This window comes from Pseudoalteromonas sp. NEC-BIFX-2020_002 (assembly GCF_013002825.1).
Taxonomy (GTDB): domain Bacteria; phylum Pseudomonadota; class Gammaproteobacteria; order Enterobacterales; family Alteromonadaceae; genus Pseudoalteromonas; species Pseudoalteromonas neustonica.
The window spans coordinates 169,778-184,371 of record NZ_JABEPJ010000011.1 but is presented as its reverse complement, the minus strand read 5'-3'; the positions used below and the strand labels follow the sequence as shown (position 1 = coordinate 184,371).

Annotated in this window: 11 protein-coding genes and 3 tRNA genes; 13 read left to right on the top strand and 1 reads right to left on the bottom strand. The window is 38.7% G+C overall.

All coding sequences use genetic code 11. The features are described 5' to 3' along the window. Positions 1-45 precede the first annotated feature (45 nt). The 7 genes from HJP15_RS13865 to HJP15_RS13840 all read left to right on the top strand — a co-directional run bounded on the left by HJP15_RS13865 (position 46) and on the right by HJP15_RS13840 (position 5,002). A tRNA-Phe gene (locus HJP15_RS13865) sits at positions 46-121 on the top strand. Between the two features lie 59 nt (positions 122-180). After that, positions 181-256, top strand: a tRNA-Thr gene (locus tag HJP15_RS13860). A 130-nt stretch (positions 257-386) separates the two neighbouring features. Beyond that, positions 387-462, top strand: a tRNA-Phe gene (locus HJP15_RS13855). A 284-nt stretch (positions 463-746) separates the two neighbouring features. Further along, positions 747-1,541, top strand: coding sequence for a hypothetical protein (locus tag HJP15_RS13850; RefSeq protein WP_170174012.1), 795 nt, complete (start codon positions 747-749; stop codon positions 1,539-1,541). Between the two features lie 325 nt (positions 1,542-1,866). Then, entirely contained in the window at positions 1,867-2,286 is a 420-nt protein-coding gene (locus HJP15_RS21960; protein WP_249365869.1) for a P-loop NTPase fold protein, read from the top strand. A gap of 126 nt (positions 2,287-2,412) precedes the next feature. Beyond that, entirely contained in the window at positions 2,413-3,528 is a 1,116-nt protein-coding gene (locus HJP15_RS13845; RefSeq protein WP_249365868.1) for a KAP family P-loop NTPase fold protein, read from the top strand. A gap of 589 nt (positions 3,529-4,117) precedes the next feature. After that, positions 4,118-5,002 (top strand): phage integrase N-terminal domain-containing protein, encoded by an 885-nt coding sequence (locus HJP15_RS13840; RefSeq protein ID WP_170174011.1) that lies wholly within the window; start codon positions 4,118-4,120, stop codon positions 5,000-5,002. A 17-nt stretch (positions 5,003-5,019) separates the two neighbouring features. On the opposite strand, the gene HJP15_RS13835 is transcribed toward HJP15_RS13840, so the two are convergent. After that, positions 5,020-6,015: a hypothetical protein gene (locus HJP15_RS13835; protein ID WP_170174010.1), complete on the bottom strand. Its 996-nt coding sequence runs from the start codon at positions 6,013-6,015 to the stop codon at positions 5,020-5,022. A gap of 53 nt (positions 6,016-6,068) precedes the next feature. Between HJP15_RS13835 and HJP15_RS13830 the strand changes: the two genes are divergently transcribed. From HJP15_RS13830 to HJP15_RS13805, 6 genes are all read left to right on the top strand, one after another. Next, positions 6,069-6,266 carry a hypothetical protein gene (locus tag HJP15_RS13830; RefSeq protein WP_170174009.1) on the top strand — a complete coding sequence of 66 codons (198 nt, stop codon included), beginning with the start codon at positions 6,069-6,071 and terminating at the stop codon, positions 6,264-6,266. 260 nt (positions 6,267-6,526) lie between these two features. Further along, positions 6,527-6,757, top strand: coding sequence for a DUF4224 domain-containing protein (locus HJP15_RS13825; RefSeq protein ID WP_170174008.1), 231 nt, complete (start codon positions 6,527-6,529; stop codon positions 6,755-6,757). A gap of 4 nt (positions 6,758-6,761) precedes the next feature. Next, entirely contained in the window at positions 6,762-7,844 is a 1,083-nt protein-coding gene (locus HJP15_RS13820; RefSeq protein ID WP_170174007.1) for a site-specific integrase, read from the top strand. Positions 7,845-8,704: 860 nt separating this feature from the next. Continuing rightward, positions 8,705-10,105, top strand: coding sequence for a TolC family protein (locus tag HJP15_RS13815; RefSeq protein WP_054453218.1), 1,401 nt, complete (start codon positions 8,705-8,707; stop codon positions 10,103-10,105). 2 nt (positions 10,106-10,107) lie between these two features. After that, on the top strand, positions 10,108-11,409 hold the full coding sequence (locus HJP15_RS13810; protein ID WP_170174006.1) for an efflux RND transporter periplasmic adaptor subunit: 1,302 nt from the start codon (positions 10,108-10,110) through the stop codon (positions 11,407-11,409). Continuing rightward, positions 11,406-14,489: an efflux RND transporter permease subunit gene (locus HJP15_RS13805; protein WP_054206737.1), complete on the top strand. Its 3,084-nt coding sequence runs from the start codon at positions 11,406-11,408 to the stop codon at positions 14,487-14,489. The genes HJP15_RS13810 and HJP15_RS13805 overlap by 4 nt, the downstream gene beginning before the upstream one ends. Positions 14,490-14,594 lie beyond the last annotated feature (105 nt).

Sequence of the window (14,594 nt, the reverse complement as noted above, 5' to 3'; positions counted from 1 at the left end):
TATTTAAATTAAGTGTTTTAAACATTTAATTAGCACTGTTTAAGTGCCTCGATAGCTCAGTCGGTAGAGCAGAGGATTGAAAATCCTCGTGTCCGTGGTTCGATTCCGCGTCGAGGCACCATTTATTAAAAGTTATCAATCTTTAAAATTGATAAAGTGCCTTAGCACACAGTTTAGTGTGCCGACTTAGCTCAGCTGGTAGAGCAACTGACTTGTAATCAGTAGGTCAACCGTTCGACTCGGTTAGTCGGCACCATTTATAAAGGTAGTTTGAAAAAGATGCTGACTTGTAATCAGTAGTCTGTTTAAGTTACCCGTCGACTCGGTTAGTCGGCACCATTTATTTAAATTAAGTGTTTTAAACATTTAATTAGCACTGTTTAAGTGCCTCGATAGCTCAGTCGGTAGAGCAGAGGATTGAAAATCCTCGTGTCCGTGGTTCGATTCCGCGTCGAGGCACCATTTATTCTAGCCTAGCGCTAATATCTGAAATGCCTTTTCCTACTAAAACATAGTTTCCCTACAAAAATACCTAGTTTTCGTCATAACAGACGGAGGCGACTTTGCGAACGCCAGAAAGCAAAAAACCGCGATAAAGAAACTCAGATTAAGTTTGGCGACTTAAGTTTCTAACGCGGCTTTCATAAACAATTGACTATGTTTATATGGCTATCTTAGCTGTAGGGTAATCCTGTGTCTAGTGGTAAGCCAAAAAATTGCTATCTAATGTTCCAGTCGAATATCAATTGACTAGAAAATTTAAAAATAATTTCTCATCAGGCCTAAATACAGTTGCAGATCAATGTGGCAAAAAGAAACAAGTATTTTTTGCGCTTGAAGTATTAGCCGTAACAAAATCCGATACTCAAACATTAGTTTTGGGACATATCGCATACCATCATGCAAAACATGGTAAATTTAATTCATCGGCATCAGCTGTGGCTAAGCATCTGGCTTATTCAATTAATGCAGTTAAAAACGCCCTTAAAAGCTTACTAGAGCCATTAAAAGATGAAAAAGAGCCACTACTGATAGAAACACCCAATAAATCGAGCTATAGCCGCACACTGCATTTAAATGTAAAGCACCCGCTTGGCTATCGTTTATTGCAAAGCTATACGCAGATGCTTAATAAACAACAATCGAGCCATACACTACGCTTATACCCAGTACAGCTGCACTTATTTGATTCAAAAAGTCGTTATGACTCACGCCATCAACATAAAATGCTTATGCTGCAAGCGTTGATCACTAGCAAAATTAAAGCAGGTAAAATCGCTAGCCGAAATAAACGTGATACATACCAACAAAGCATTTCACAGCTAGCCAATAAGCTAGGCTGGGCGTATATGACAGTTAAATCATTGATAGAGACTATGCTTGAGGTGGGTTTACTGTCAGTAGTACGAGAAAAAGTACGTAAAGTAGTTAAACTTATCTTTAGTTGTATTAAACCAGTTAAAGTTAAATTGTCGAGCAAACAACAGCTAAAAGTACCAACCTCAGCGCCGATAGAGCGTTATCGAGATCCCATAACTTAGTTCTTTTTTATTTTTTACTGCCTCGTTTGGTAGGGATAACCCGTGCCTGAATGACATGAATCCATTTTTTATAGGTATTTAAAGGCAGTAATTGATATTTTTTAGCATATTTGAAGTTAACTAACCTACTATTTAGCGATAAGTTGGATGTTTAGTAACTTTCTTAATTTAACTTTTAACTTAGTGATAGCTTTGCCTACAGCTATTTAAATCAGCTCTATTTGTAGTTAAGTTAATTATTCTATAGTTTTAATTGGTGATACCTTTAAATAATTATTAGATAATAAATAAAATGTTGATAAATCAGTCTGCTTTAGGAAATTAAATGTCAAAAAAAATAATAATTGATTGGTCTGAAAGCTTAATAATTGACGGAAAGCTGTTTCCAAAAGACAGGTTAAATAGAGCAAAATATGCTGATTTTTTAACAGGCTATTTATCTTCACAGGGGTTTGACCCAAGTAGAAAAGATGAAGAAAAGCGAAATTATGTAATAAATCTCAATTCTGGGTGGGGAGCTGGTAAAACCTTCTTTTTAAAAATATGGGAAAGTGATTTGGCAAATAATTATCCAGTTGTTTATGTAGATGCATGGGAAAAAGATTATTCAGATGACCCTCTGATGACTGTTTTTTCAGCAATAATATCTTCACTTCGAAAGCAATCCGGAAAAGACTCTGATTTAATAAAAGTTCCCCCCAAAATTTTAGGGCTATTGAAAGCTGCTGCCCCAGGATTGGCCTGAGGAATATCAAAAAAGGTCATTGGTGTTGATATATTAGATCTTTTAGGAAGCTCAGATACGGATGACAATAGTGATGAAACTAAACCCATAGATCTAAGCAACGCAGCTTCAGAGGCTGTTAGTTACTTGCTTAAAGAGCATGATAGTAGAGGTAAAGCTATCGAGAGCTTAAAAAAAGCAGTTTTAGAGTGGGTCAAAGTTGCAGTTAATGCAAAAGAGCTTTCGTTTCCTGCATTTATTCTGATTGATGAATTAGATCGTTGTCGGCCAAGTTATGCTATTGAAATGCTTGAAACAATTAAACATATATTTGATATACCTGGTGTTGTATTTGTTGTAGCTACAGATACGGAACAGCTTCAGCATGTTGTTAAGTCAGTATATGGCGTCGGGTTTGATGCTAGGTTATATTTAGGAAGGTTTTTTAATAGCCGTTTTAGTTTGAAATCACCAAATTTAAGTAACTTCCTAGATGTTCATTGCGACTCATATGTTTTTTCTCATGACTATCTCACTGTTAAATGCATAAAAGTTTTACCATACAATAATGAAGCTACTAGCAGCCTAGAGAATATCGCTATCGTCCTAGATTCATTCCAAGTACCTGCTAGAACTGCAATTCAGATAGCAGATAGGATTATTGCAACTATAGAAAACTTGCCAAATAACTCAGCTATAGATCTAGTAATGCTTACGACTTTACATTGTATTAAAGAGATCGATAATGAGTTATTTGAGGATATTGCTTTAGGTAAATTCAGGCGGTTTAAAGAAAATGGTAAGGAATGGACTTTAAATGATTATTTGGTTGAGCTTGTAAGTGATAGAGGAGTACTTCTTAAAATGTGGTTAGAGCCGCAAGAGATTACAGAATTTCTGAAAGCATATAAATATACAAGACCGAATCGATATCCGAGCGGTTTGTACGAGTTTAGTTACTCTGATTACCTGCAAGAAATATTCTCCCAATTCTTTGACGTTACTTCTGGCTTTTCGGGTTTTCTTGACTTTTCGTTCTCAAAAGACGATTCACCTACTGCATTAGAAAGTGCAGCTTCAGAACTTTATCAGAATGAATCATCGACTACATATAACAATGATATTTCGAAAGGGCAGTCTGGTATATTGTGGCTGAAATATATCTATTGCAGTGAACCTTTCGATAGAATATCAAAAAGTCATTATCATGATTTAGTTGAGCTTTCTTCAGCACTAGATTGGCTAGGTGAAGATGAAGCCTAGTAAAGTTAAAAGAACCGCGTCACTCCCGCGAAGCAATAGGGGAGTGACGCGGTGGGCAAACCCAACCGTACCAACAGGTCTATTACTTTTGTTGAAGTTATGGGCGGGTTATGCCACTATCAGGTTACTTACTTAACGAGGCCATTGGTCATCGTATCTTTAGCACAAAGCTTTCAGCTTTGTCATTTCGAAAAGCTACAAACGTGTGTAGCTATTAGCCAATAGGCATTTAATCTTCAAAATAACTAAAAATTTATTTGGCGTTTGTTCGCCTAAAATTCGCTGTATTAGCGATTTTGTGAAGTATTAATAGCTCTTTAGCGGCTTAAAAAAATAGGAGACTTGTTATCACTTAACTAACCTGTGCTAAGCACATTTTGTATAGCGCTTTATCTTGTACGCCCAAGTGGGAAACAACTAAGGCGAGGCTATTTCGGCCATTTTGAACTTTGTGCCTTTGTTCGTATTTATACGAAAATTGTACGCTCCAACGTGCAATTGGCATTTAAAACTTATCATTTGGATATCAGTTCAATTAGTTAGTTGAGTGCATAACAGGTTATTTTAACTCTCCGTTAAGTAGTGACTTATGAGTAATTTAAAATACCAGTTACAAGGTTTAATCCTTCGAAACCAAGACGGCAGTTTTAGCGTTCAAGCTGGACGTAAAAAATGCCTGATTCAAATAGCCTCACAGCTAAAAGAGGGGGGCTACCGACTGCAATCGGTTAATTCGTTAAAACCTAAGCATGTAAATTACTTAGTAGAACGTTGGCAAACCGAAAAGCTTTCGCCTGGCACGATTAAAAACCGCATGGGTCATATCAGATGGTGGGCTGAAAAAGTTGGCAAGTCTTCAATGTTACCAAAATCTAATAATGGCTCTAATCAAGCAATCACGCTGGATTTAGAAAAACGGTCATACATACCAACAGAATCAAAAGGTAAAGAGCTGGACTCTGTGAAGCTTGAAAGAATCACTGACAACCTTGTAAAGCTATCACTAAAGCTACAGCGCGAGTTTGGTTTACGCAGAGAAGAGGCTATAAAATTTAGACCTAACTATGCATTACGTGGCGATCAGTTAGTTTTAAAATCATCATGGACAAAAGGCGGAAGGCCCAGAACACTTCAAATTAGAACCGATGCACAAAGAGCGTTATTAGCTGAAATTCAACAAACTGTCGGCGGCGGTGCTCTGATCAGAACTGATCGAAATTACAAACAACAATTAAAAAGCTATGAATGGCAAACAAGCCGAGTTGGCCTTGATAAAAACCATGGTTTGCGGCACATGTACGCACAGCAGCGCTATTTAGAATTAACTGGCTGGCAACCCCCAATTAATGGTGGCCTAACAAGCAAAGAGCTAACTCCAGAACAAAAGATCATAGATAGAGAGACTAGGTTAAAAATATCGAATGAGCTTGGGCATAGTCGAGAGCAAATAACTGTTATCTATTTGGGACGGTGATAATATCAAAAATTATATTATTCTGTTTTAATTAGGTCTTTAATCATGCGGTTTTGTAGTTGTTCTATAATTGGGAAATCATTTATAGTTAAATATTTCATTCCAGAATCGATATATTTCATATGCTCAGGCGGTATGACGTTAGAATCTACTCCAGCAAAGTCGCATAGGTTTTTATAAAAAGACTTTAATACTCGAAAAGCTGCAACTATTTCAGTAGTAGTAGTTCCTGCTGTTAATACAGATTTAAGGTCTGGCTGCTCTTTTATTTTAACTGGAACGAGGACTCCTTTTTCAGCCAAATCATTATATACTTCAGGTACACCTAGGCACTCAGCAATTCTAAATATTGCGCTGCTTGCATTTAAATAAAAATCAATAGCCGTATTTAAATTTCCTGAACTTAAAGTTGCATCAATTCCAAATCTTGCTGTTTGTAGGTTGGATCTAACATATTCGAATAAATCTTTATTTGGAATTGGAAGACCATGTTCAGGTTTACCATTAAAAAAATTCTTATATAAGCGAGGGTGCGCTTTAAATTTTATATTTATTGTTGATAAATAATTTACCTCACCGATTTGCTCAAAATAAGAAAATAAATCTTGGCGATGTGATCTGTATGTATCAATATTATTTTTGTAGGTTGTTATTTTTATTTGTTCAGCAGTTTGCTCTGTTGCATGTAAACGACTTACTAAGATGGATAAAGGAAGTGATAAAGAGAGTAAAGTAACCGGTAAAATAGAAATTTCAATGAAATTATTGAAGCCTGCCGCAGTTAATAAAACCTCGCGACCATTCCAAGCTAAGTAGCCTGTAGTGAGAAAATATAAAATTGGGGTGATAATAGAAAGCCAAAAAAGCCCTTGTTTCATGAGCCCAAGTTCAGGGTGCAGCCTAAGCGTGAAAAGAACTCTTTTTCTTAAATTTTTTTCATTGCTAATAAAAAATAAAACAATACAGAAAGAAATTAGTAATGGTGAAAGTAGTAGTAAAGTTAACTTGAGCATAGTTTAGCCTTGCATGGCAATGTTATGTTTTTAATAAATAAGGTGTTACCAGTATGCATAAGTATTTTTACATGACAACGAAAAATGTTTTTTTGTGTTACAAAGGCAGCAAAGAAATAAATACAGAATCTCAGGTTGATACTTTTATAGCCTCTACAATGGAGTTTGGTATAGGCCACACAAAAGAGAGCGCCTTAGAAGATTTAAATTTCAATTTAGCAGGGACTAAGAACATAAAACTACAGGGGTAATTTAGGCTTAAAAAAGATTTGCTTTTTAAATAATGGCAAATTATAGTGAAAACAGCTGAAATATAGAGAAATCAGCTAGACCTACAATAGCGAGGCCGTTGGTCATCGTGCTTTAAGTAGCCACCCATTAAGTGAGTGTGCTTATCAAATAGTGAAATACTAATCCAAACATTCGTGTGAGTTCAGTTTGGAAAATAAAATTATTTTGATTATTACCTGTTGCTAAAAACGGCAGGTACATCTTATTGTGCGAGAAACCTATGAATTTATTCCTTTCAAAAAATGAAGTTGCGGAGCTTACAGGCAGAAAACAACGCCAGAAGCAGCTCGAACAACTTACTACCATGCGTATAACCTTCACCTTAGATGCTTTTGGTTGGCCTAAAGTGTTACGTAAAACCATTGAAGCTGAGCTTGGCGCTAGCTCTACATGGCAATCAACGAAAAGCCGTTCTACTCTTAAAGACAGTGAGCTGAATTTAGGGGATTAATACGATGGGTAGAAAGCGTTCACCAGAAAATGAAAATCTACCCAGAGGTATGATCTTCAATAAAAAAGCACAAACCTATTATTTAAGAGGCAAAGATCAAAAAGATATTCGCCTAGGTAAAAGTATTAATGAAGCTTTTCGAAATTATTACGCTTACGCTGAGATTAACTTTGAATGCCATACAGTTAGTGACTTGATTGACCGTTACTTAAAAGAAATTTCACCAACAAAAGCCGAAACCACTCACAAAAGCAATTTAAGTGCAGCCAAGCATCTACTCAAAAGGTTTGGGCACATGAACCCCTTAATGCTTCGTGCTCGCCATGCATATCAATATTTAGATCTCAGAGCGCGTGAAGGAGCTCCAGTAAGAGCAAATCGAGAATTTGCACTACTAAGTACCATTATGACTCATGCTGTGCGTTGGGGCATAATCGATAGTACGCCATTTCACGGTATTATACGTAACCCAGAAAAGCCTAGAGATAAGTTAGTTACAAATGAAGAAGTTGCGATTTTTCATAAGTATTGCCCTCGCTGGTTACAGCTTTATATTGAATTAAAGCTCGCTACAGGACTACGGCAAACTGACATGCTTAAATTGAGTAGTAAAGATTGGGATGAAACCACTGGCTTGAGGGTGCATACATCTAAGAACAAAAATAGAATGCAATTTGCTTACTGTGAGCATGTGGCGCTCATTATTGCAGATCTTAAAGAAATTAATGGTTATCGTGGAAAAGAAAAAAGCAAAGCACCTTTATTTCATTGGTATTTTTTTGCTTCACATGCAAATGCTCGTCTTGAGAAACCATTAACACCTGATGGGCTCAGAACGGCTTGGAATAAAGCCATGCTAGAAGCAATTAACATCGGTGAACTAGACAAAGCGCAACGATTTCAAGAAAGAGATTTAAGAGCGAAAGTGGCAAGTGATTGTGAAAATATAAACCAAGCATTTGAACTGCTCGGGCATTCTAATGTGTCGACAACTAAAAGGGTTTATAGACGCGGCTATTCACAAGTTAACACTTTAGCCCCGCAGTCGAATAGCAAAACTAACGTAAAACAAAGCATTGAAAAATAGCATTAAAACGGGCATTATCTCTAGGTTAGGATTGTTGAATTATTTAAATTTTTTTATAACTATATAAAAAATAAGAAATTTTAAATAAATTAACGTAGTAATATAAACCAGACGAAAATTATAGGAATATTTTTGTAATTTAGTTTAGGAAAAACAGTATTTTAGGTGTTTTGGCAGGTGGGTTGAAAATCCTCGTGTCCGTGGTTCGATTCCGCGTCGAGGCACCATTTATATTAAAGCCCTGCATTTGCGGGGCTTTTTTTTATCTGAAGTTTATATAAGCTCGGTAGCGGTCTCAAACTACGTTCGATTACAAAATACATCCCTGTATTTTGCCCTACGGGCCATCCGTCGGATGTTAAAAATTGTTCCAGACAATTTTTTGCCGCGTCGAGGCACCATTTATATTAAAGCCCTGAATTTGCGGGGCTTTTTTTGGAATATGCTGAACGAGTGGTTTGCAAGGAGATACCATCTATTTTAACATCTCAGCGGTGTTAATTTTTAACCTCTGAAAGTTCCTCATAAGTCCGTGCTTATACCAATCTGCACAAATATTTGAACAATCTAACGAATTAAATCACGGTATAATGTCGTTAAAAATTTTTGCCTAGTTATAGCGCAATCTTCTTGTCATTAAATAGACCCCATATCTACGCTGATTGGTATTACTACAAGCAACAAAGGCTTTTTATGGGCCTTAGATAAACTCTATTTCTTTTACCCCCAGTTCAACCCCCAAAACCTGCGATTTATCGTGACCTTTGTTTTATTTGTGTAATGTTATGTAAAGTCAGTTGAGCTATCTCACTGGCAGTGCTTGAATTACACTCATAAATAGAAGTAATTCAGGTTTTTATATGATTTGGCAATTTAAGCCGAGTTTAGTGGCGGTTAGTGTTTTGCTACTCAGTGCATGCAGCAATCAGTTTAACCCTACTGAGCGAGAGCAGGATATAGCAAACACCCCTGAGCAATGGCAACAAGCCAAGGCTTCAGCATTAAAGGTTGAAGATAATTGGCTTCAGCAACTAGAACACCCGCACGTATTTGCATTAGTTGAGCAAGCGCTTGTAAATAACCAGCAAATTTTGCAATCAGGGTATGACGTTGCAATTAAACAACAGCAATTAATTGCATCGGGCGCGGCTTTGTGGCCGAGCTTAGATTTATCTATGCGTACCAGTCGAAGTAAAGATAATCGCCCTGTTAGCTATAACAATGCGAGTTCGGCAAACTTAACGCTTAGTTATGAAGTTGATTTATGGGGCAAACTTTCAGATGCACAGCGTCAGGCAAATCTGGACTTTTTAGCGCAGCAAGCAAGTTTTGAACAAACTAAGCAGCGTTTAGTCGGCGATGTTGTCAGTAGTTGGTTTAATGTTATAGCGGCACAAAAATTATTGGCGTTGTATCAACAACGAGAAAAAAACGCTGAGCAAAATCTAGCGATTATTGAGTCGGGTTATCGTCAAGGTTTAAATGATGCACTTGATGTTTATTTAACGCGTAACGAACTCAATACGGAACGTTCTCGTATTGCGGGTCAACAAGCAACACTCAGTCAAGCAATTCGCACCTTAGAGCGCCTAACAGGGAATTACCCAAGCGGTGCATTAAGTGTTGAGGCTGATTTACCTTTATTAAATAAATCTATCCCTTTAGGTTTACCTTCAGAGCTGATAACGCGTAAGCCGAGCTTGATGGCTAGCTGGTATCAGTTATTAAGTACAGACGCCAGTTTAGCCTATGCCCATAAACAGCGTTTTCCAAGTTTAGACCTTAGCGCTACTTTAGGGGATAGCACTGCGCGGGTGAGTGATTTGTTTTCGCCATCAAGTTTAGCATGGTCATTAGTAGGCAGTATTTCTATGCCGCTTTTTGATGCAGGTAGGCTCAGTGCTAATGAAGAAGCGGCGCGTTTATCTATGTTACGCCAAGAGCAAGTATACCTAGCGAGCTTATATGATGCATTTAACGAGGTTGAAACGGCTATTTCGCAAGAGCAATCTTTGCAAATACGTTACTTAGCTACGCTTAAAGCGCAAGAAAATGCGATTGCAGCTGAGCAACTTTCTTTTGAACAATATCAAAATGGTTTAGTAACTTATACCACAGTGCTTGATGCGCAAGACCGTTCTTTTGACGCGCAAAGCTCCGTGATTGAAATTAAGAATCAACTAATCATAAACCGAATTAATCTCCATATTGCCCTTGGTGGCGATTTTTCACAGCCAACCAACGAATCAACTGAGCAATAATTATGAATATCAAAAAAACCAAAATTATTATCCCTGCGGCCATAATCGCAGCTACGGCCTTGTTAGTGATGTTTATTGGCTCAAATCCACCAGAGGCAAAGCGCTTTGGTTCACCACCTAAAGCTAAAATTAGCGTCACAGTGCAAGCGTTACAGCCTCAGCAGTATCAAGTGATGATCGATAGCTTTGGGACTGTAAAACCGCGTACACAAAGTATTTTAGTGGCGCAAGCATCAGGGCAAATCATCGATAGTAGCGAACAATTTAGGGAAGGTGGTTTTTTTGAAAAAGGCGATGTACTTTTACAACTTGATGATAGAGATCACCGAGCAGAAGTAAAATCAGCCCAAGCCAACTTGCTAACAGCACAGCAAGGCTTTCAAGAAGAGCAAGCACGCAGTCGTCAAGCTATCGTTGACTGGCAGCGTTTAGGTAATGGCAAACAAGCAAGTAATTTAGTGCTACGCGAACCACAACTAGCAGCAGCTAAAGCACAAGTACTTTCAGCGCAAGCACAACTTGAAAAAGCGAACTTAAATTTAGAGCGCACTAAAATAACAGCCCCTTATGCAGGGCGTGTGTTAAGCCGCAATGTGGATCTTGGTCAGGTCGTGAGTAACAACACACAATTAGCGACTATCTATGCCATCGACAGTGTTGAGATACGTCTACCAATTAAAAATAAAGACTTACCTTTTATTGATTTACCAGAGCAATTTAGAGATGGCATGAACAACGCTAGTGGCTCAGTCGTTGAATTTAGCTCTAACTTAGTTGGCGTACAAAAATGGCAAGGACAAGTTGCCAGGACTGAGGGCGCAATTGACGAAAATGCACAGCAACTTTATGTTGTTGCGCAAATTAACGATCCTTATAAAGCAACGGCTCAAAATCAATACCCTATTAAAATTGGTCAATATATTAAAGCGCAAATCAGTGGCAAATTAGTTGCTGATGTATTAGTTATTCCAAACAGTGCCATTTATCAAGGCACGTATGTTTATATTGTTGAGCAAGGTGTACTACAGCGTAAAAATATTCGTTTAGCGTGGCAAAATGCTACGCAAGCAATTATTGCCGAGGGTTTAAAAAGTGGTGATAAGTTGGTGCTTACACCACTTGGGCAAGTTAGCTCAGGCACTGGCGTTAAAGTCATTGGTGAAGCTGAAAAAGAAAGCGAGAAACCTGCCCGTAAAAGACCCTCGCGTGAGCAGCTAGAAGCGATGGCCAAAAAACAAGGGATCACCGTAGAAGAACTTATACAAAAGCGCAAAGCAGCACGTCTGCAAGGAGATAAGGCATGATAGCTTGGTTTACTAAAAACCATGTTGCAGCAAACTTATTGCTCATTAGCATTGTTTTTGCAGGTTTATTTAGCCTTACCACACAAATACCATTAGAGGTTTTTCCATCATTTGAAACGGACCGTATTAGCGTTAGTGTCTCTTTACGAGGCTCAACCCCAGAAGACGTTGAACAAGGGGTAACAATCCGTATTGAGGAATCAGTACAAGACTTAGAGGGCATTAAACAAATCTCAAGTCGTTCGTCTGAAGGTTCAGCTTCAGTGAGCATTGAAGTTGATAGTGGCTACGATCCTCGAGAGCTATTGGCTGATATAAAAAGCCGAGTTGATGCAATTAATACCTTTCCTGCTGACGCTGAAAAACCAGTCGTCGCTTTAGCTCAGCGTAAGCGAGAAGTTATTGCCGTTACTGTTTCCAGTGATTACGGTGAAAAAGAAACGCGAGAATACGCTGAGCAGGTTCGCGATCAATTACTGCGTCTACCCAGTGTGACTCAAGTTGAACTCAGTGGCGTACGCGATTATGAGCTGGCCATTGAAGTAAGCCAAGATACACTGCGCCAGTATAGTTTGAGTCTCAGTGATATTTCACGGGCGATATCAAATTCAAGTACTGACATCTCTGCAGGAAATTTAAAAACAGAAGGGGGCGATGTGCTTATTCGCTCTAAAGGGCAGGCATATCGTAAAGATGAGTTTGCTCGTATTGCTGTTAAAAATCAAAAAGATGGCACAATTATTCGCTTAGGTGACATTGCAACTATCAGCGATGATTTTGAAGAAACTCCTGTACGTACACGTTTTAACGGTAAGCAAGCGGCTTTTATCGATGTCTATCGCATTGGCCCACAAAGCGCTATTACGGTTGCCGATGAAGTAAAAGAATATATCGAAGGTCAGCAAAATAAATTACCACAAGGGTTTGATTTAAGTTACTGGGATGATGACTCCGAGCTGGTTAAAAGCCGTATTGCCACACTAACCACCAATGCGTTGCAAGGCGGTATTTTGGTACTGGCATTATTGACGCTATTTTTACGACCTGCTATCGCTTTTTGGGTATTCATTGGCATACCCGTGTCATTTATGGGCGCATTTTTAGCCATGCCATTATTTGGTGTAACGCTCAATATTATGAGCTTATTTGGCTTTATCTTGGTGTTAGGGATCGTTGTTGATGATGCCATTGTTACCGGTGAGAATGTCTATACTCACCTGAAAACCGCAGAATCAGGAGAGCAGGCCGCTATTCTTGGTACTCAAGAAGTAGCAACCCCAGTCACGTTCGGTGTATTAACCACCGTTGCTGCATTTTTACCGCTGGCGTTTATTGAAGGTGGCCGAGGCGCACTGTTTGCTCAAATTCCTGTGGTGGTGATCCCGGTATTATTATTCTCACTGATTGAGTCTAAATTTGTACTACCCGCCCATTTAAAATATATAAAACTGCGCCATGAAAAAGGCGAGCCCTCTAAATTTGATAAATTCCAACAGCGTTTTGCTGACGGGTTTGAGCTTGCAATTTTAAAGTATTATCAACCGTTATTAAATCTGGCTCTACGCCATAAACTTGCCACGGTAAGTTTATTTGTTGGGATTTTTTTGATTATTTTAACCATGATCACCAGTGGTTGGACTAAGTTTATCTTTTTCCCACGCATACCAAGTGAAACGGTACGCGTTAATTTAACATTGCCTACAGGCACTCCATTTGAAGTAACTAATAAGTACGTGATTGATATGTCTGATAAGGCTCGTCAATTACAAGACAAGTATCGTGATAAAGATAGTGGCGAAAGCGTTATTTTAAATATTTTAGCAACGACTGGTGGACGTGGCGGAGCTTCTAACTCAGGCAGTGTACGTTTTGAAATAACCCCTGCTGAAAAGCGCGATTCAGATATTGGCTCGCGAGAGCTTGCCAGCGAATGGCGTGAACTAATTGGTGTGATCCCAGGTGCTGAGAGCTTAACCTTTAGGGCTGAAATCGGCCGTAGTTCTGATCCAATTGATGTTCAGCTCACAGCAACTTCATTATCAACGCTACAAGAAGTGGCCGAGCATGTTAAAACGCGTTTAGCGACTTACCCAACGGTGTTTGATATTGCTGATAGCATGTCCGATGGTAAAGAAGAGCTACAAATTGAGCTAACAGAGCAGGGCTTAGCGCTGGGTTTAAATCGTGTTGATGTATCACAGCAAGTGCGTAATTCATTTTTTGGTGCGCAGGCACAGCGTATTCAGCGTGGTCGTGATGATGTACGAGTTATGGTGCGCTTACCCATTGATGAGCGTCGCTCAGTGGCTGATTTAAAAGATATTCTTATTAATACGCCAACCGGTGGCACAGTACCGTTATCACATGTGGCAACGTTAGTTCCGGGGCAAAGTCCATCGACGATTAACCGTATCGACCGTTACCGTACATTGAACGTGACTGCTGATATCGAAAAAAACAACACTAATATGACGGTGCTTCAAGCTGACTTAAAAGTGTTTCTGGATGAATTAGTACAACAATACCCAGGTGTTAGTCACTCTCTCGAAGGAGAAGCAAAAGAGCAGCGAGAATCCTTTGGCTCGCTTGCATGGGCGCTGGTTTTTGTATTCTTTATTATTTATGGATTATTAGCGATTCCATTCAAATCTTACTTACAGCCTCTTATAGTAATGAGTGTGATCCCATTTGGCATGATAGGTGCTGTTGTAGGGCATTGGATCATGGGCATGGATCTAACTATTATGAGTTTGCTAGGGATGCTGGCTTTGATCGGAGTTGTGGTCAATGACTCGCTGGTATTAGTTGATTTTATTAATAAAAAGCGCAGTGAAGGCGGCGAATTACTGGAAGCTGTAAAAATGGCGGGTGCATCGCGTTTTCGTCCTGTTATGTTAACGAGTTTAACGACCTTTATCGGTTTAATGCCGCTATTGTTTGAAAAAGCCACCCAAGCGCAGTTTTTAATCCCAATGGCAGTCAGCCTTGGCTTTGGGATAATTTTTGCAACCTTTATCACTTTGTTATTAGTGCCTGTTAATTACCTATTGATGGAACGAGTGCAAGGCTGGTTTAAGTAGTTGTTAAGTTGATAACTTTAAATGCTTGCAGATTTTTAAGATCTGCAGGCATTTTTTTCAACTATTTTTTTCAGCTAAGGTAAACTGGATACAAAGCATTTAATT